Raw genomic sequence first — 16,589 nt, forward strand, 5'->3', positions numbered from 1 at the left:
AGAACCGCACGACAGGCTAGGAACCGGAAAGCATCAACTGACACAGATCCGTCAAGCATCAAATGCATCTAGACATCCGCGTCGGGGGCGCCGGAAAGCTCCCGTGCCGCTATGCGGCGACACTGTTGGGCTGCTGCCCGTGTTCGAGATAGATCGGCGCCGTCCCTGATGATCGGGCCTCGATGGCGGCAAGGATCCGCCTGGCCAAGCGCGGAATCGTACGCTCGGCGACTTCATCGGGGCCCAGGAACGCAATGCTCTTCAGCTCGTCCGCCTGCAAGGTCGCTTCGGCCAGAGCCTCCGGGGTGAGCTGACCGCCGTCGAAGAGGTACAGCACCTTGTCGCCCTCGGCGTCGTTGGGGGCCCAGTCGACTGCCAGCAAGCGTCCCAGGGGAGGAGTGATCCCCAACTCTTCCTCCACCTCACGGGCGGCTGCCTGGAGCGGGGATTCCCCCACCTCGACATAGCCACCGGGGATGTCCCAGTAGTCCTTGTAGGTGGGCTCCACCATGAGGACACGCCCCTCGGCATCAAAGAAGAGCGCACCCGCAGCCATGCGCGGATGCGCCATCTTCGCTTCGTGCTCGCTCGCTGCCATGGCCCCGAGCGTACCCATCTCAGACGACATGCAGCCGATCGGCAAGCTCCGCGAGGGTTCGGCTCGGCCGGCTGCGCTGGTTGCGCACCCACGTGAGCACAAGCTCACGAGCGAGGTAGTGACTGCGGACCTGTTCCGGCGCCCACTGCTCGGCTTCGAGGATCATGGACAGGGCATCGTCCATCCGGTTGTGCGCACTGAGCGCACGTGCCACCTCCAGGTTGTGCCGCGTCCGCCGTTCGATCGGCAGACCGCTGGTGTCAACCTGGGGGCCGAGATCCACGGCCACCTGCATGTCTCCCAGCTCCGCCGCCGTGGCCACTCGGTGGATCGCGACGTTCGTCGGCCCGAATGCCGTCCACATGTGGTTGGCGTCTCGCCCAAGCCGTTGCGCTGCGTGGTCCGCCTCGGCGAGAAAGTCACGAGTAGTGGAGCGATCATCGGCACGCGCGGCTGCCATCGACCCCGCGAGGAAGAGCGTCCCGTAGATCGACAGGAACTCGGGGCTGGCTTCTCTGAGCCCTGGCCGAAGGTAGTCCGCGGCGTCGCTGACGAGCTGCACGGCGGCGTCGAACCTGCCGTTCGAGAGAAGGCAGTGCGCCACCGATCGGAAGAGCGACCCGGTGACGGCGGCGTTGTCCGACTGCTGAGCCGCAGCCAACCCGCGATCCGCCGCGATCCACGCGAGATCTGTTTCACCGACCTTGGTCAGCACCATGGCGGCGCCCTGGTACGTCATCGCCATCAGCTCGTGTGCTCGCTCGCGGTCTCGTCCCTCGTACGCCTGGGCGGCAATGAGTGCGTCGGCAAGCACCAGGGGAAGGCGTCGGGTGGCGAAGCCGTACCGCGAATCCTGGTAGGCGTCCCAGACCTCGGCCACGCTGTCCTTCAGCTCATCGAGGGGCGTCGGCTCTCCCTCGGTAGTCACGCCCAGAAGCGGCGTGAGCTGCCGGTAGTTCATCAGCGCTGACCGCAGCGCCGGCACGGTCCGGGTGCCGCTGTCCGCCGTCCAGTCCATCAGGGTGGGCTCGGCGAGCAGATCGCCAAGGGTCACGTCCAGCGCATCGGCCAGGGACTTGATGACCGAGAGCCTGTCCAGCTCCAGCCGGTTGTTCTCGGCCTTGCTCAGCCAGTCGACCGTACGGCCGACGAGTCCGGCCAGGACTTCCTGGGACATGCCGCGCCGCCGGCGGTACCAAGCGACTCGCTCACCGATCGTCAGGTTCGTCGTCATTCCTCGCATGGGAAGAGCGTCCCTCTGTCTCTTCGCGCGACCCCGGAGAGATTTTCCGGGGTGGTGAGCCGGACCGGTCCTAGCGTTGCTGACAACCCAAGGAGCTGTCAGACCGAGAGTGCAACGAGGGGGCCGTCATGGCGCTGACCCCGGTAGAGCGGCTGGAACTACTCAACCAGATAAGGGAGCTTGGCGAAGAGATGACGCAACTCGCCCGACGGGCGGACAGGTTGGTCACCGAGCTTGGCCTTGCTGCCGCACAAGATCCTCAAGTTGGTCCATCCGCTCGGCAAGACGGCGCACGTCCCGACGGACCTCCGACAGATACTCGGTGATCTGCTCGAACTCGGTGCTGCGCTTCGGCGAGGCACCGTCACCGGGCAGTGCGGCAAAGCTGCCCTTGCCCTGGTGAGAGATCGCATAGCCGTCCTCACGGAGTCGAGAGATCGCTTGCCGGGCCACGGTGCGCGACACGCCGTGCTTGGTCATCAGCTCCGCCTCTGAGGGCAGCTTGTCGCCCGGTGCGAGTTCCCCGTCTCGGATCTTGCGCTTGAACTCGTCGGCGATCTGCAAGTACGCGGCCCGCCCGGCGGTGAAGTCGGCCATAGCCCCTCTCAGTGGTTGTCGTACCTAGTGCAGCACATCCCGCGCAGGGGAGTCGAGACCAACCACTTGACACACCAAGTAGTACAGGTCCATGCTCTATCCCGAGACGACGTACTAAGTACGTCAAGTAGTCGATTCTAGGAGCGCACTCATGCGTCAGATCCCCGTCGACACGAACGGCGCGACCCTGATGGTCGCCCAGCCCCCGCAGCCCAAGTACTCCGACCGGAAGACCCAGACGCGCGCCGTCGACACTCAGACCGGCGAGTTCCTGATGACGCTGGACCTGCTGTTCGTCATGAACGGCAACGCCGAGGTCATCACCGTGTCCGTGGGTGAGTCGGGCATCACCGGTGAGCTCACCATGGGCACCCCGGTCGGGCTGACCGGCCTGATCGCGCGGCCGTGGGAGAACGAATTCAACGGCCAGAAGCGGCACGGGATCTCGTTCCGGGCGGTCGCGGTCACCTCGCTGGTCGCCGGCGCTGCGAAGCCGAAGGCGGCCTGACCATGACCTGGTCCCTGGCCGCCCTGGTGCTGGTCGTCGCCGCTGCGGGTCTCCTGCGGTGGCGGCGCCCCGCCTGGTACTGGCTCACCTTGGGCGTTTCCCTCGCCGTGGTGCGGGTCCTCGTCCGGTACGCGTCCGTCATGGACGCCTGCGGGCTGACAGTCCCGCCCTCGCGCTGGCGCCTCACTCTGGCTCGGGCCACGAACCGACCGGTCCCCAGTCCCCACGCCCCGCGCATCCTGCGTCTGCGACCGACCCGAACCGGGCTGGTGCTGCGGCTCAAGCTCCGTCCCGGTCAGGACGCCTTCGACGTGGCGGCCTCGTGTGACAGGCTGCGGCACTCGTTCGCCATGTACGGCGTGACCTCGCGGGAACTGCGTTCCGGCGTGGTGGAAGTGCGGATGACCGGCTACGACGTACTCAAGCGGGTGCAGATGCCGGCCAAGGTTGACACCCGCCCGATGCGGGTCCCGGTCGCCCTCCGGGAGGACGGCGCGGTCCACTATCGCGACTACCGCGTGGTTCCCCACGCGCTGACGCTCGGTGCCACGGAGTCCGGCAAGTCGGTCTATCAGCGCAACCTAGTGGCAGCGCTCGCCCCGCACCGGGTGGCTCTGGTCGGGATCGACTGCAAGCAGGGTGTGGAGCTGTTCCCGTTGGCTCGCCGGTTCTCTGCGCTCGCCGACAACCAGGACACCGCCGCCGAACTCCTCGACGCTTTGGTGTCCCACATGGAGGACGTCTACCAGGTCATCCGTGCCGAGCAGCGGATCACCGCTGACGTGCCGGATGCGGAGATAGCCGCTGACATCTGGGACCTGCCCGAAGACCTCCGCCCGGTGCCGGTCGTGGTCCTGGTCGATGAGGTCGCCGAACTCGCCCTGTTCGCCACCAAGGAGGAAGAGAAGCGCCGGGACCGGATCATCACCGCGCTCGCCCGGCTCGCCCAGCTCGGCCGCGCCGCCGGCATCTACTTGGAGATCTGCGGGCAGCGCTTCGGCTCCGAGCTCGGCAAGGGCATCACCATGCTCCGCGCCCAGCTCACCGGCCGTACCGCCCACCGCGTCAACGACGAGTCCTCGGCGAACATGGCCTTCGGCGACATCGCCCCGGACGCCGTCCTCGCCGCGATTCAGATCCCCACCGACATGCCCGGCGTTGCCATCACCGGCGACTCAACCGGCGGCTGGGCCCGCATCCGCGCCCCGCACACCTCCCTGCGTCAGGCCGTGAACACCTGCAACCGGTACGCCGACCTGGCCCCGGACCTGCCCGCCCTAGCCCCCTTCCGGCCGGCGCTCGCCATCCCGAGGCCGCTTGACGCCCCGGCCGTCGAGTCCATCCCGGCTACTGCCTGATCCCTCCCGCTCCACGGTTGGCGCGACCGCATCGCGTCAGGTCCCTACCCGAGCCATGCCCGAAGAAGGGAGACCGCACCCCATGTGCCCCGACTGCGAGGACTTCACCCGCACCGTGGTGATGCTCGGCGACCTGGCCCTGTACGCCGACAGGACCGGCGCTGACCAGGACTTCATCGACACCGTGGGCCCGTGCCTGGCGGCGTCGCTGCCCGAGCCGCCGCCCGGCACCTTCCCGCCCGGCTACGACCCGAACGAGGGCCCCGAGTACCCCGGCGAGGGGTGGTGACCGTGCCGACCGCGAAGAAGCCCGCCGCCCGCCGCAAGCCCCGGCCGAAGCAGTGCCCCGACTGCAACGGCACCGGTGAGATCACCGAAACCGTCCGGGTCGGCGCCCGTAAGGGACGTGCCACGGACGACCGGCAGACCGGTCTGTGCCTGACCTGCTGGGGATCCGGCGAAGCCACCACCGACTGAACCCCTGCCGGGGCTGGGCGGACGGACCTCGATCCCCGCCCCGCCCCTGGCCCTACCCGCAAAGGGAGGTGACGACATGACCCGCTCGATCCGCCCGGACGCCGTCCTCGTACAGGCCGTGATCGCCGGTGCCCTGTCCTTCGCCCACCTTCACGACCTGGCCGCCGCCGCCGGACAGTCCGGCTGGAAGGCATGGGCCTACCCGATCAGCGTCGACCTGCTCCTGGTCGCCGCCTGGCGTCGGCTGCGCAACAGCGGCCCGTCCCGGCTGGCCTGGTGCTGGTTCCTGGTCGCGCTGTTCGCCTCGCTCGGCGCCAATGTCGCCACCGCCGGCTTCCTCGACCTGGCCAACCCGCCCGCGCTGCTCCGCCTCGGCATCGCCGGATGGCCCGCGCTCGCCTTCCTCGGCGGCACCCTGCTCGCCCACTCGGCCAGCGATCCGGCACCGGTGACGGCGGCTCCTGCCCCGGCCACCGATCCGGTTCCCGAGCCCGAGCCCAACCCCGAACCGGAGCCGGTAGCCGCCGACGACACCCCGGCGCTACCCGCCGCCGACCCGGCCCCCGCCCCTGCTCCAGCTCCCGAGTTGGCGGTCCCGGCTCCGCTGGTTGCTCACGCGCGCAAGGTCGCCGCCGACCACGAGGCCCGTACCGGCTCCCCGATCGACACCGACACCCTCCGCGCCCGCCTCGGCGTCCCCGCGCCCATGGTCGACGCCATCGCAGCACAACTCGCCTGACAGACAAGGAGTTCAGCCATGCCCATGCGCGACTTCTTCCACTCCGTGATGCAGATCGGCCCGGTGCAGATCGGCACCCACCGCGACCGCCATGGCCAGACCAAGCACGCCGCCGTGTGCACCTCCGACGACTGCGGTTGGTCCGCCGACTACTCCAGCCAGTCCGCCGCCCAGCTCGCCGCACGCACCCACCGCTGCCGCGTCCGCTAGGAGCCCCGCCATGCAGGTCCCCCTCTGGTTCGCGCTCCTCGTCGTCGGCTACCTCGGCGTCAAGCTCATCCGCCCGCCGGCCTGGCTCGTCGCCGTGCTCCTGCTCGGTGGCTTCCTCCTAGCCGACAGCGTCTTGGCCCCCGCCATCAACGGCCTGATCAAGTAACCCCCTCGGAAGGGAGTTCGACCATGCTCCGCCCGAAGATCCCGACCATGCCCACGCCGACCGGGCACGTCACCGCGCCGGCCCCCGTCGAGCCGACCGCAATCGTTCCCAGCGTCCAGACGCCGCCGGTCGCCCCGATGGCCCCTGTGCCGTCCCGCCCGGTGGTGCAGCTCACCCCCGGCACTGTGCTCGCCCTCGTCGGCGGCGGCACCGCCGTCGTCCTGATCGTCGGCGCCGTCCTCGTCTCCATGCTCCTGGCGGTCGCCATCACCGGCGCCTCGGTCGCCGTAGTCGCCCTCGTCGTGCGCTCGCTGCTCGCCTCTGAGACCAAGCGGCGCTGACCGGCCCCCGGAGCGGCCTCGGTCGCCAAACTTCCGCCGCTCCGGGCGCCTCCCCTTCCCGATCCACGGACCAGAAAGGCACGGCCCATCATGCCCCAGAGCCACCCGAACAAGCCGATCTGCCGCGACTGCGACGGCTTCGCCTCCGTCGCCATCGACACCGGCACCCGCCACCCCGACGGCACCCGCGCCACCCTCCGCGTCGACTGCCCGACTTGCAAAGGCACAGGCCACATCGTCCCCGCCTCCGCGCTCGCCCGAGCCGGGAGGTGACCGCATGGCCCTCCTCAACTGGCGCTCTGCCGATCACTACGACCACACCGGCGACCAGCCGTGCGTGATCTGCACCAAGCCCACACCGCTTCGTTCTGACAGTGGCAAGCCCGTCCACAAGGTGTGCGCGGAGGAGTGGATCGACCGCCATCCGCCCAAGGAGGACGGTAAGTGACCGACACCGCGACCTTCGCGGGCCTGGACCCGGTCACCCTGGGGGATCTCCTCCGGGTGGCCGGGCTCCCTGGCTTCGACCGCTGGCAAGACCAGATCAAGCGCACTGGTGGCTGCGCTGACCCCATCCACCTGCGTGGCTGGGTGATCCACAAGGACAAGGTCACCGGGGAGACCCTGCACCGCTACAGCACCGAGAACGAACCGGGCGGACGGCTCCGTGTCGCCTGCGGCAACCGCCGGGCCTCCCGCTGCCCTGCCTGCGCCTGGACCTACGCCGGGGACACCTACCACCTGATCCGCGCCGGACTCGCCGGTGACCCAGACAAGGACATCCCCGGCACCGTCCGCGATCACCCCCGGGTGTTCGCCACCTTCACCGCGCCCTCGTTCGGCCCGGTCCACAACCGGCCCGACCGTGGCGTCTGCCGCTGCGGCACTCGTCACGCCGCCGATGACACCGCCCTCGGCACGGCCCTCGACCCCACCACGTACGACTACGCCGGTGCCGTGCTGTTCAACAACCACGCGGGTGAGCTGTGGATGCGCACCATCAACCGGCTCCGTCGTGAGATCGCCAAGCGGGCAGGGCTGACACAGCGCGAACTCGCCGAGACCTGCCGGCTCTCCTACGGCAAGGTCGCCGAGTTCCAGAAGCGGGGCGCCGTCCACTTCCATGCCGTGATCCGTCTCGACGGTCCCGACGGAGCCGGCTCCGCCCCGCCGTCCTGGGCCACCACCGACCTGCTCACCGACGCCATCCACGCCGCCGCCACGCACCCGTACAGCCGCGTCAGTGTTCCCGCCGCCGGCGACCAATCCGCCCGCACCTTCCAGTGGGGCCGCCAGCTCGACGTACGGCCGGTCAAGGCATTCGGCGACGGCTCCGACCTCACCGAACAGGCGGTCGCCTCCTACGTGGCCAAGTACGCCACCAAAGCGGCCGAGAACACCGGCACCCCGGACACGGCCGTCTACTGCCGCTCGTGCCGGGGAACGGGCCGTTCCCGCCGTTACGACCGCGCCGGTTCAGTCCTCGGCCGGTGCGCCACCTGCCGCGGCACCGGCCTGGGCGAAGACCTGGCCCGGCTGGACGTCCCCGAGCACGCCCGACGCCTCATGGCCGCCTGCATCCAACTGCAACCGCTCTACCCCGACCGTCAGCTGGCCCGCTGGGCGCACATGCTCGGCTTCCGCGGGCACTTCTCGTCCAAGTCGCGCCGCTACTCGACCACGCTCGGCGCCCTCCGCCAAGCTCGCGCCGACTTCCGTGCCTCGCAGGAACGCGCTGCCCTCGGCCTGGACGAACGGGAGCCGGACACCGTCCTCGTCCTCGCTGGCTGGCAGTACGCCGGCCACGGCCACACGCCCGGTGAATCGGCCCTCGCCGCCTCGATAGCCCGAGACATCCAGATCAACCGCGAAACCGCCCGCGAAGCCTTGCGGGATCAACTCGCCTTGGAAGGAGCCGCCGCATGACCACCGCCACCGCCGAACTCCTGACCGTGCCGGAAGTCATGGCGCGGCTCAAGGTCGGCCGGACCAAGGTGTACGACCTGATCCGTACCCACCGCCTAGCCTCGATCAAGGTCGACGGCTGCCGCCGCATCCCGGCCGACGCGGTCGGAGCCTTTATTCAGGGCCAGATGGAGAGGGCTGCCTGATGGCGAAGAAGCGTCCCAACGGCGGCGGCACGATCACCAAGCGCAAGGACGGCCGCTATCAGGGCGCCGCGTACGTCACCGACACCGACGGCAACCGCGTGCGTAAGTTCGTCTACGGCGCGACCTATGACGAGACCGCCGAGAAGCTCGCCAAGCTCCAGGACCAGGAGCGCAACGGCATCCCGGTGCCCTCCCGCTCGTGGACGCTCGGCGAGTGGCTGAACTACTGGCTTGAGCACATCGTGGAGCCTGAGCGCGAGCACAACACGTACGTCAAGTACGAGTCCAAGGTCAGGCTGTACCTGCTGCCGCACCTGGCCAAGAAGCCTCTCGCCAAGCTCACGCCGGCCCAGATCCGCACCTTCATGGCCGCGCTGAGGCGTGAGAAGGTCGGCGCCTCCGCCCGCTTCGAGGTGCTGCGTGTCCTCCGCAACGCGCTCAACCGGGCCATCCGTGAGGAGATCCTGACGCGCAACGTCGCCCTGCTGGTCGACATGCCCAAGGTCAGCAAGGACAAGGGGAAGGCGTGGAGCGCGCGTGAGGCGGTCCTGTTCCTCCGTACGGCTCGCGCTCACCGGCTTTACGCGGCGTGCGTCCTGGTCCTGGTCCTCGGCCTGCGTCGCAGTGAGGTCCTGGGCCTGCGCTGGCAAGACATCGACTTCGAGGCTCGTCAGTTCACCCCGGTCAAGCAGGTGCAGAGGGTCAAGGGGGAGGGCCTGGTACTCAAGGACCTCAAGACCGAGTCATCACAGGCCGTACTGCCGCTTCCGGAGTTCTGCGCTCGCGCCCTGGAAGAGCGTCGGGAGCTGCAAGAGCTGGAACGGAAGATCGCTGGTGAGCACTGGTCGCAGGAGCCGGACCATGACCTGATCTTCTCCTCAAAGCATGGCGGCATGATCGATCCCATGGGTTTCTCGCGGACCTTCGATCGGCTTGTGAAGCGCGCCGGCGTCCGCCGGATCACGGTCCGGCTCGCCCGGCACACTTGCGGCACCCTGCTCGCCTTCCTGAAGGTCCACCCCAAGGTGGCTCAGGCGATCCTGCGGCACAGCCAGATCAGCATGACCATGGATGTCTACACGCACGTGGTCGGCTCCGACGAACGGGAAGCCGTGGCGATGCTCGCCGAGCTTTTGGAAGATCCACTCATCGGTTGATGTCAGCCGTAGATGTCAAAGACCCCCAGCCGATACCGACTGGGGGTCTTTGTGCTGGTGGGGCTAACAGGATTTGAACCTGTGGCCTCATCCTTATCAGGGATGCGCTCTAACCAACTGAGCTATAGCCCCGCCGCGCTCTGCGGGGTGTGTCCCGCGCGCTGACTCCTGAAGATTAGCGCACGAGGTGGGAAGTCCCAAAATCGGTTGTCCGGGGCCTGTGGACGGCGCGTCCCGCGGCCCTCGCAGGCCACGGGACGCGCGCGCTCACTCGTCCTCGGCCAGCGTCAGCTCGATGCCGCCGACGAAACCCGCCGACAGGTTGTAGATGAACGCACCGAGGGTCGCCAGGGCCGTCGCGAGGACGACGTCGATGACCGCGATGATCGAGGTGAACATCAGCACGTGCGGGAGGGACAGGAAGGACTGCAGGTCGAAGCCGTTCGCCTCGTTCGAGCCGGTCGCCTCGGAGATCGTGCCGCCGACCGTCGAGAAGACGCCCATGGCGTTCATGACCATCCACAGCACGGCGGCGGCCACGATGGTGCAGATCCCGAGCGCGATGGAGAGCAGGAAGCTGACCTTCATCACCGACCAGGGATCGGCCTTGGCGACCCTCAGCCGCGCCTTGCGGGTGCGCGGGGCCGTACGGGCGCCACCACCGGTGCGCGGGCGGCGCACGGCGCCGGTGGCCCCGCCGTCCGCCGGGTAGGCCTGCGGCGGGTGGTACGGCCCGGCCTGCTGCTGCGGCCGGCGCTCACCGGGCAGCGGGGACGCCGTCGCCTGCTGCGCCCCGGCGGCCTGCTGCTGGGGCGTCGCGCCCTCGGGCCGGCCGGCCGCGGGCTGCGCCTGCGGGCCTCGGGTGTCCGTCACCGTTCCCCCCTGGGATCCGTGCGTGTGCGGCGGATGCGAGTCGGTCGCGGGCGCCTTGATCGCTTTCAGCTGGGTCGTGTGCGTGTCCGTCGGACGCGCGGCGGAGCCACGGCCGCCGCCGTCCGTCTCCGCACCCGGGGAGGTACCGGCCGATCCGGGGCCCGTGGCTCCGCTCACGATGACTCACTCCTCGTGCTACTCGGCCGAGGGCGCCTCACCCTCGTCCGTGCCGGTGGTCGCGGCACCCTCGGCGGTCTCGTCCACGGCCACGTCGCCGTCGACTTCCTCCGCCTCGCGTCCCGCCTCGGCGTTACGTGCGATACCGACCACGGCATCGCGCTTGCCCAGGTTGATCAGTTGGACGCCCATGGTGTCACGGCCCGTCTCCCTGACCTCGTTGACTCGCGTACGAATCACTCCGCCCGAGAGTGTGATGGCGAGGATCTCGTCGTGCTCCTCGACCACCAGCGCACCGACGAGCTCACCGCGGTCCTCCACGATCTTGGCGGCCTTGATGCCGAGGCCGCCACGGCCCTGGACGCGGTACTCGTCGACACGGGTCCGCTTGGCGTACCCACCGTCGGTGGCAGTGAACACGAACGTACCGGGTCGAACAACATTCATCGAGAGCAGCTCGTCGCCCGCGCGGAAACTCATGCCCTTGACACCCGAGGTGGCACGGCCCATCGGGCGCAGCGTGTCGTCCGAGGCGGTGAACCTGATCGATTGGGCCTTCTTGCTGATCAGCAGCAGATCGTCGTCGGCCGAGACGAGTTCTGCACCGATCAGTTCGTCGTCGCTTCCGTCCTCCCGCTCGCGCAGGTTGATCGCGATGACACCGCCGGAGCGCGGCGAATCGTAATCCTTCAGAGGCGTCTTCTTGACCAGTCCGGCCTTGGTGGCGAGCACCAGGTACGGCGCGGCCTCGTAGTCGCGGATCGCGAGGATCTCGGCGATGGCCTCGTCCGGCTGGAATGCCAGCAGGTTGGCCACGTGCTGCCCGCGTGCGTCCCGCCCGGCGTCCGGCAGCTCGTAGGCCTTGGCGCGGTAGACGCGGCCCTTGTTGGTGAAGAACAGCAGCCAGTGGTGCGTGGTGGAGACGAAGAAGTGGTCGACGATGTCGTCTTCCTTCAGCTTCGCGCCGCGCACGCCCTTGCCGCCGCGCTTCTGGGCGCGGTAGTCGTCGGTCTTGGTCCGCTTGATGTAGCCGCCGCGGGTGACCGTGACGACGATGTCCTCCTCGGCGATCAGGTCCTCGATGGACATGTCGCCCTCGTAGGGGATCAGCTTGGTCTGGCGGTCGTCGCCGTACTTCTCGACGATCGCGGCCAGCTCCTCGCTGACGATCCCGCGCTGGCGGACCGGCGAGGCGAGGATCTCGTTGTACTCGTTGATCTTCGCCTGGAGCTCGTCGTGCTCCTGGACGATCTTCTGGCGCTCCAGGGCGGCCAGCCGGCGCAGCTGCATCTCGAGGATGGCGTTGGCCTGGATCTCGTCGATCTCCAGCAGCTCCATCAGGCCGCCGCGCGCGATCTCGACGGTCTCGCTGCGCCTGATCAGCGCGATGACCTCGTCGATGGCGTCCAGCGCCTTCAGCAGACCGCGCAGGATGTGCGCGCGCTCCTCGGCCTTGCGCAGCCGGAAGCGGGTCCTGCGGACGACGACCTCGATCTGGTGCGTCACCCAGTGGCGGATGAACGCGTCCAGCGAGAGCGTGCGCGGCACGCCGTCGACCAGCGCCAGCATGTTGGCGCCGAAGTTGGTCTGCAGGTCGGTGTGCTTGTAGAGGTTGTTCAGCACCACCTTGGCGACCGCGTCCCGCTTGAGGACGATGACCAGGCGCTGGCCCGTGCGGGAGCTGGTCTCGTCGCGGACGTCCGCGATGCCGCCGATCTTGCCGTCCTTCACCAGGTCGGCGATCTTCTGCGCGAGGTTGTCCGGGTTGACCTGGTACGGCAGCTCGGTGACCACCAGGCACTGGCGGTTCTGGATCTCCTCGACCTCGACGACCGCACGCATGGTGATCGAGCCGCGGCCCGTGCGGTACGCCTCCTCGATGCCCTTGCGGCCCACGACGAGCGCGCCGGTCGGGAAGTCGGGGCCCTTGATGCGCTCCATGAGCGCGTCCAGGAGCTCCTCGTGGGAGGCCTCCGGGTTCTCCAGGTACCACTGGGCGCCGGCCGCGACCTCGCGCAGATTGTGCGGCGGGATGTTGGTGGCCATGCCGACCGCGATACCGGCCGAGCCGTTGATCAGCAGGTTGGGGAAGCGGGCCGGCAGGACGGTCGGCTCCTGGGAGCGGCCGTCGTAGTTGTCCGTGAAGTCGACGGTCTCCTCGTCGATGTCACGGACCATCTCCATCGACAGCGGCGCCATCTTGCACTCGGTGTAGCGCATGGCCGCCGCCGGGTCGTTGCCCGGAGAGCCGAAGTTGCCGTTGGAGTCCACCAGCGGCATCCGCATCGACCACGGCTGCGCGAGACGGACCAGCGCGTCGTAGATCGAGGAGTCGCCGTGCGGGTGGTAGTTGCCCATGACGTCGCCGACCACGCGCGCGCACTTGTAGAAGCCGCGCTCGGGGCGGTAGCCGCCGTCGTACATCGCGTACAGCACGCGGCGGTGGACGGGCTTGAGACCGTCCCGGACGTCGGGCAGCGCGCGGGAGACGATGACGGACATCGCGTAGTCGAGGTAGGAGCGCTGCATCTCCGTCTCGAGCCCGACGGGCTCGACACGCATCGCGAGGTCGCCGCCCTCTTCAGGGTTGACGGGAGTGTTCTCGTCGGCCATTGCTGGTGAAGATCCTTCCTGGTGCGGTCAGCTGAGACCGACTCAGATGTCGAGGAAGCGGACGTCCTTGGCGTTGCGCTGGATGAACTGGCGCCGGGCCTCGACGTCCTCGCCCATCAGCACCGAGAACAGGTCGTCGGCCTGGGCGGCGTCGTCGAGGGTGACCTGGCCGAGGACGCGGTGCTCCTGGTCCATGGTCGTCACGCGCAGCTCCTCGGCGTTCATCTCGCCGAGGCCCTTGAAGCGCTGGATGGAGTCCTCGCGCACGCGCTTGCCGCGCTGGCGGCCCATCTCGATCAGTGCGTCGCGCTCGCGGTCCGAGTAGGCGTACTCGATGTCGTCCCGGCCCCACTTGATCTTGTAGAGCGGGGGGCGCGACAGGTACACGTGCCCGGCCTCGACCAGCGGCCGCATGAAGCGGAACAGGAAGGTCAGCAGCAGGGTGCTGATGTGCTGGCCGTCGACGTCGGCGTCCGCCATCAGGATGATCTTGTGATAGCGCAGCTTCTCGATGTCGAAGTCCTCGTGCACGCCCGTGCCGAACGCGGAGATCAGCGCCTGGATCTCCTGGTTCTGCAGGATCTTGTCGATGCGCGCCTTCTCGACGTTGAGGATCTTGCCGCGGATCGGGAGGATCGCCTGGTACTCCGGGTTGCGGCCGGATTTGGCCGAGCCGCCCGCGGAGTCGCCCTCGACGATGAAGATCTCGCACTTGGTCGGGTCGTTGGACTGGCAGTCCGAGAGCTTGCCCGGCAGGGACGCCGACTCCAGCAGGCCCTTGCGGCGGGTCAGGTCGCGGGCCTTGCGGGCCGCCACGCGCGCGGTGGCCGCCTGGATGCCCTTGCGGATGATGTCCGCCGCCTCGTTCGGATTGCGGTCCAGCCAGTCGTTGAGGTGCTCGTAGACCGCCTTCTGGACGAAGGTCTTCGCCTCGGTGTTGCCCAGCTTGGTCTTGGTCTGGCCCTCGAACTGCGGCTCGCTCAGCTTCACCGAGATGATCGCGGTCAGGCCCTCGCGGATGTCGTCGCCCGTGAGGTTGTCGTCCTTGTCGCGCAGCAGCTTCTTGTCCCGCGCGTACTTGTTGATCAGCGAGGTCAGCGCGGCGCGGAAGCCTTCTTCGTGCGTGCCGCCCTCGTGGGTGTGGATGATGTTGGCGAAGGAGTACACGCCCTCGCTGTAGCCGCCGTTCCACTGCATGGCGACCTCGAGGGACAGGCTCTTGTCCTTGTCCTCCGCCTCCAGGTCGATGATCGTGGGGTGCACCACGTCTCCCTTGCGGGAGTTGAGGTACTTCACGAAGTCGACGATGCCGCCCTCGTAGTGGTACGTGACGGCCTTGACCTCGTCCTTCTGGTCGGCGCCCGCCTCGTCCGCGCCGGAGGTGGCCTTCGCCGACTCGCGCTCGTCGGTGAGCCGGATCGTCAGGCCCTTGTTGAGGAACGCCATCTCCTGGAAGCGCCGCGAGAGCGTCTCGAAGGAGTACTCGGTGGTCTCGAAGATGTCCGGGTCGGCCCAGAAGGTGACCGCGGTGCCGGTCTCCTCCGTCGCCTCGTGCTTGGCCAGCGGGGCCGTGGGGACGCCCATCTTGTAGTCCTGCGTCCAACGGTGGCCGTCGGTGCGCACGTCGACGGAGACCTTGGAGGACAGCGCGTTCACCACGGAGACGCCGACGCCGTGCAGACCGCCGGAGACCGCGTAGCCGCCGCCGCCGAACTTGCCGCCCGCGTGGAGCACGGTGAGCACGACCTCGACGGCCGGCTTGCCCTCGGAGGGCACGATGCCGACCGGGATGCCGCGGCCGTTGTCCACGACGCGGACGCCGCCGTCGGCCAGGATCGTGACGTCGATCGTGTCCGCGTAGCCGGCCAGTGCCTCGTCGACGGAGTTGTCGACGACCTCGTACACGAGGTGGTGCAGGCCGCGCTCGCCGGTCGAACCGATGTACATACCGGGTCGCTTGCGGACCGCGTCCAGACCCTCGAGGACGGTGATGGCGCTGGCGTCGTAGGAGGCCGTGACCTCGCCGTTCGAGGAGGCGGCCACGTTCGCGACGGCGTCGGTGGACGGGATGTTCTCGTTGGGGTTGCCGGAATCGGCCACGAAGCGCCCTTTCTGGCACAGCACGAGCCGGGCTCCAGGGGGTGCCCCCTTTGGGGGAGGGTCGCCGGAGCGGCTGCGGCATGTTGCGTTGGTAAGCCTTGAATCAGCGTTGCTCAGCTTTTCCCGGACGGTCCCCACGTTCGGGGCGGGATCGGCTTCCAGTCTACCGGTAGCGCCGACAGTGATGGGGGTTTGCGGGTACCTGAGTCCTCATGTGGCGCCCTGAACCGGTCTTGGCCGGGTACCGATATACGGAAGGGGGCTCCAAGAGGCTCACAGCGGCACTCAGCGCTTCCGGCCGTCAACCCTTGGCTACTCCGGGGTCAGGTAAGGGTTCGCAAGCGCGTGCGGTTGCAAGACAGGTGCTCGGAACAGCGGTACGACCACCCCTCAGCGCCCCCTCCAGGGCCCCTCGGTGACCGTCGTGTGTGAAGTCCGTCACGCTCGTCAGTCACCTCGCACGGGCCCCTCACCCGTAGGTGTCACCGGGTCCTGTGCTGCCGGGGGCGCGCAACGGGCCGTAGCGCCGAGGTCCCCCTCCGGGGCCCTGCACCTTGATGACGCGCACGGCGCCGTGCCCGAGGTCCTCGTTGAGACGGGCGACCAGCGTCGGCGCGAGCAGGCGCAGGTTCGTCGCCCAGGCCGTCGAGTCGCAGCGCACCGACAGGACCCGCTCGTCCTCGTCGTACTTCTCCGGGAGGCAGTGCTTGGCCACGTCCGCGCCCACGATCTGCGGCCACCGGCCCATCACCCCGCCCACCGCGGCCGGGGTCTCCCAGCCGCGCTCGGTGATCAGCCGGTTGATCGCAGCGCCCAGCGCCATCGGGTCCCGGCCGTCGCCCCGCGCGCCGGAGCGCGCGCCACCGCGCCTTCGCCGGCCGTCCTGCCGCGCCACGTCCCCGCGTGCGCGCGCCGCCTCCTTCGCCGCCCGCAGCGCCACGCGCGCGAGGTCGACACCGGAGGGCTGCGCCTGGCCGGACTGTGGCTGGCCGCCCGGCCGCGGCGGCTCAGGGGCGGGTCCTTCTGGTCCTTCCGATCCCCCGGTGCTCATACGCGCTCCACCGTCCCGTCCGACACCGTGAACCGCGTGCCCGTCAGCACGTGCGGCACGTCGTCGTCGACCGCCGCGGTCACCAGGACCTGCTCGCCGGGCGCCACCAGCTCGGCCAGGCGCTCACGGCGCCGGGCGTCGAGCTCGGCGAAGACGTCGTCGAGGATCAGCACCGGCTCGTTGCCCTCGGCGCGCAGCAGGTCGTACGACGCCAGCCGCAGCGCCAGCGCGAGGGACCAGGACTCGCCGTGCGAGGCGTACCCCTTGGCC

20 protein-coding genes, 1 tRNA gene and 1 pseudogene are annotated in these 16,589 nt (G+C 69.0%); 13 read left to right on the forward strand and 9 right to left on the reverse strand.

Annotated elements, in window-relative coordinates:
* Nucleotides 1-109: 109 nt before the first annotated feature.
* The 3 genes from IE249_RS26720 to IE249_RS26730 all read right to left on the reverse strand — a co-directional run bounded on the left by IE249_RS26720 (nucleotide 110) and on the right by IE249_RS26730 (nucleotide 2,438).
* Nucleotides 110-598 (reverse strand): NUDIX domain-containing protein, encoded by a 489-nt coding sequence (locus tag IE249_RS26720; RefSeq protein WP_189708718.1) that lies wholly within the window; start codon nucleotides 596-598, stop codon nucleotides 110-112.
* A gap of 19 nt (nucleotides 599-617) precedes the next feature.
* Nucleotides 618-1,832 carry a helix-turn-helix domain-containing protein gene (locus IE249_RS26725; protein WP_189708720.1) on the reverse strand — a complete coding sequence of 405 codons (1,215 nt, stop codon included), beginning with the start codon at nucleotides 1,830-1,832 and terminating at the stop codon, nucleotides 618-620.
* A 234-nt stretch (nucleotides 1,833-2,066) separates the two neighbouring features.
* Nucleotides 2,067-2,438, reverse strand: a complete 372-nt coding sequence (locus IE249_RS26730) for a winged helix-turn-helix domain-containing protein (RefSeq protein ID WP_189708722.1) — start codon at nucleotides 2,436-2,438, stop codon at nucleotides 2,067-2,069.
* A gap of 151 nt (nucleotides 2,439-2,589) precedes the next feature.
* Here IE249_RS26730 and IE249_RS26735 point away from each other — a divergent pair, with 151 nt between their 5' ends.
* The 13 genes from IE249_RS26735 to IE249_RS26795 all read left to right on the forward strand — a co-directional run bounded on the left by IE249_RS26735 (nucleotide 2,590) and on the right by IE249_RS26795 (nucleotide 9,505).
* Nucleotides 2,590-2,946 (forward strand): SCO3933 family regulatory protein, encoded by a 357-nt coding sequence (locus IE249_RS26735; protein ID WP_103838575.1) that lies wholly within the window; start codon nucleotides 2,590-2,592, stop codon nucleotides 2,944-2,946.
* Nucleotides 2,947-2,948: 2 nt separating this feature from the next.
* Nucleotides 2,949-4,304 (forward strand): FtsK/SpoIIIE domain-containing protein, encoded by a 1,356-nt coding sequence (locus IE249_RS26740; protein WP_189708724.1) that lies wholly within the window; start codon nucleotides 2,949-2,951, stop codon nucleotides 4,302-4,304.
* An 82-nt stretch (nucleotides 4,305-4,386) separates the two neighbouring features.
* The gene (locus tag IE249_RS26745) at nucleotides 4,387-4,593 is read left to right on the forward strand and encodes a hypothetical protein (RefSeq protein ID WP_103838577.1); all 207 of its coding nucleotides are present in this window, start codon (nucleotides 4,387-4,389) and stop codon (nucleotides 4,591-4,593) included.
* A 2-nt stretch (nucleotides 4,594-4,595) separates the two neighbouring features.
* Nucleotides 4,596-4,781, forward strand: a complete 186-nt coding sequence (locus tag IE249_RS26750; RefSeq protein WP_189708727.1) for a hypothetical protein — start codon at nucleotides 4,596-4,598, stop codon at nucleotides 4,779-4,781.
* Nucleotides 4,782-4,857: 76 nt separating this feature from the next.
* Complete coding sequence (locus tag IE249_RS26755; RefSeq protein WP_189708728.1) at nucleotides 4,858-5,520, forward strand: DUF2637 domain-containing protein; 663 nt, start codon at nucleotides 4,858-4,860, stop codon at nucleotides 5,518-5,520.
* 18 nt (nucleotides 5,521-5,538) lie between these two features.
* Nucleotides 5,539-5,730, forward strand: a complete 192-nt coding sequence (locus IE249_RS26760; RefSeq protein ID WP_030610028.1) for a mobile element transfer protein — start codon at nucleotides 5,539-5,541, stop codon at nucleotides 5,728-5,730.
* 10 nt (nucleotides 5,731-5,740) lie between these two features.
* Nucleotides 5,741-5,896 (forward strand): hypothetical protein, encoded by a 156-nt coding sequence (locus tag IE249_RS26765; RefSeq protein ID WP_189708730.1) that lies wholly within the window; start codon nucleotides 5,741-5,743, stop codon nucleotides 5,894-5,896.
* A gap of 23 nt (nucleotides 5,897-5,919) precedes the next feature.
* A complete protein-coding gene (locus IE249_RS26770; RefSeq protein WP_189708732.1) occupies nucleotides 5,920-6,237 on the forward strand; it encodes a SpdD-like protein in 318 nt (105 codons plus the stop codon).
* Nucleotides 6,238-6,327: 90 nt separating this feature from the next.
* Entirely contained in the window at nucleotides 6,328-6,510 is a 183-nt protein-coding gene (locus IE249_RS26775) for a hypothetical protein (RefSeq protein ID WP_189708734.1), read from the forward strand.
* 4 nt (nucleotides 6,511-6,514) lie between these two features.
* On the forward strand, nucleotides 6,515-6,685 hold the full coding sequence (locus tag IE249_RS26780; RefSeq protein ID WP_189708736.1) for a hypothetical protein: 171 nt from the start codon (nucleotides 6,515-6,517) through the stop codon (nucleotides 6,683-6,685).
* Nucleotides 6,682-8,163, forward strand: a complete 1,482-nt coding sequence (locus tag IE249_RS26785; RefSeq protein ID WP_189708738.1) for a replication initiator — start codon at nucleotides 6,682-6,684, stop codon at nucleotides 8,161-8,163. Before IE249_RS26780 ends, IE249_RS26785 begins: the two co-directional genes overlap by 4 nt.
* Nucleotides 8,160-8,348, forward strand: coding sequence for a helix-turn-helix domain-containing protein (locus IE249_RS26790; RefSeq protein WP_189708740.1), 189 nt, complete (start codon nucleotides 8,160-8,162; stop codon nucleotides 8,346-8,348). The genes IE249_RS26785 and IE249_RS26790 overlap by 4 nt, the downstream gene beginning before the upstream one ends.
* Nucleotides 8,348-9,505: a site-specific integrase gene (locus IE249_RS26795; protein ID WP_189708742.1), complete on the forward strand. Its 1,158-nt coding sequence runs from the start codon at nucleotides 8,348-8,350 to the stop codon at nucleotides 9,503-9,505. Before IE249_RS26790 ends, IE249_RS26795 begins: the two co-directional genes overlap by 1 nt.
* A 55-nt stretch (nucleotides 9,506-9,560) precedes the next feature.
* Here IE249_RS26795 and IE249_RS26800 read toward each other — a convergent pair.
* From IE249_RS26800 to IE249_RS38590, 6 genes and pseudogenes are all read right to left on the reverse strand, one after another.
* Nucleotides 9,561-9,637, reverse strand: a tRNA-Ile gene (locus IE249_RS26800).
* A gap of 135 nt (nucleotides 9,638-9,772) precedes the next feature.
* Nucleotides 9,773-10,555, reverse strand: coding sequence for a DUF3566 domain-containing protein (locus IE249_RS26805; protein ID WP_189708744.1), 783 nt, complete (start codon nucleotides 10,553-10,555; stop codon nucleotides 9,773-9,775).
* A gap of 18 nt (nucleotides 10,556-10,573) precedes the next feature.
* On the reverse strand, nucleotides 10,574-13,168 hold the full coding sequence (gyrA, locus tag IE249_RS26810; RefSeq protein ID WP_189708745.1) for a DNA gyrase subunit A: 2,595 nt from the start codon (nucleotides 13,166-13,168) through the stop codon (nucleotides 10,574-10,576).
* Between the two features lie 42 nt (nucleotides 13,169-13,210).
* Nucleotides 13,211-15,292 carry a DNA topoisomerase (ATP-hydrolyzing) subunit B gene (gene gyrB, locus IE249_RS26815; protein ID WP_308434399.1) on the reverse strand — a complete coding sequence of 694 codons (2,082 nt, stop codon included), beginning with the start codon at nucleotides 15,290-15,292 and terminating at the stop codon, nucleotides 13,211-13,213.
* Nucleotides 15,293-15,737: 445 nt separating this feature from the next.
* On the reverse strand, nucleotides 15,738-16,319 hold the full coding sequence (locus IE249_RS26820) for a DciA family protein (protein WP_189708747.1): 582 nt from the start codon (nucleotides 16,317-16,319) through the stop codon (nucleotides 15,738-15,740).
* Nucleotides 16,316-16,589: pseudogene (locus tag IE249_RS38590) on the reverse strand (DNA replication/repair protein RecF); the annotation flags it as partial. The gene IE249_RS26820 and the pseudogene IE249_RS38590, both read right to left, overlap by 4 nt.

The sequence above is a fragment of the Streptomyces anandii JCM 4720 genome, from assembly GCF_014650655.1.
In the GTDB taxonomy this organism is placed as follows: domain Bacteria; phylum Actinomycetota; class Actinomycetes; order Streptomycetales; family Streptomycetaceae; genus Streptomyces; species Streptomyces anandii.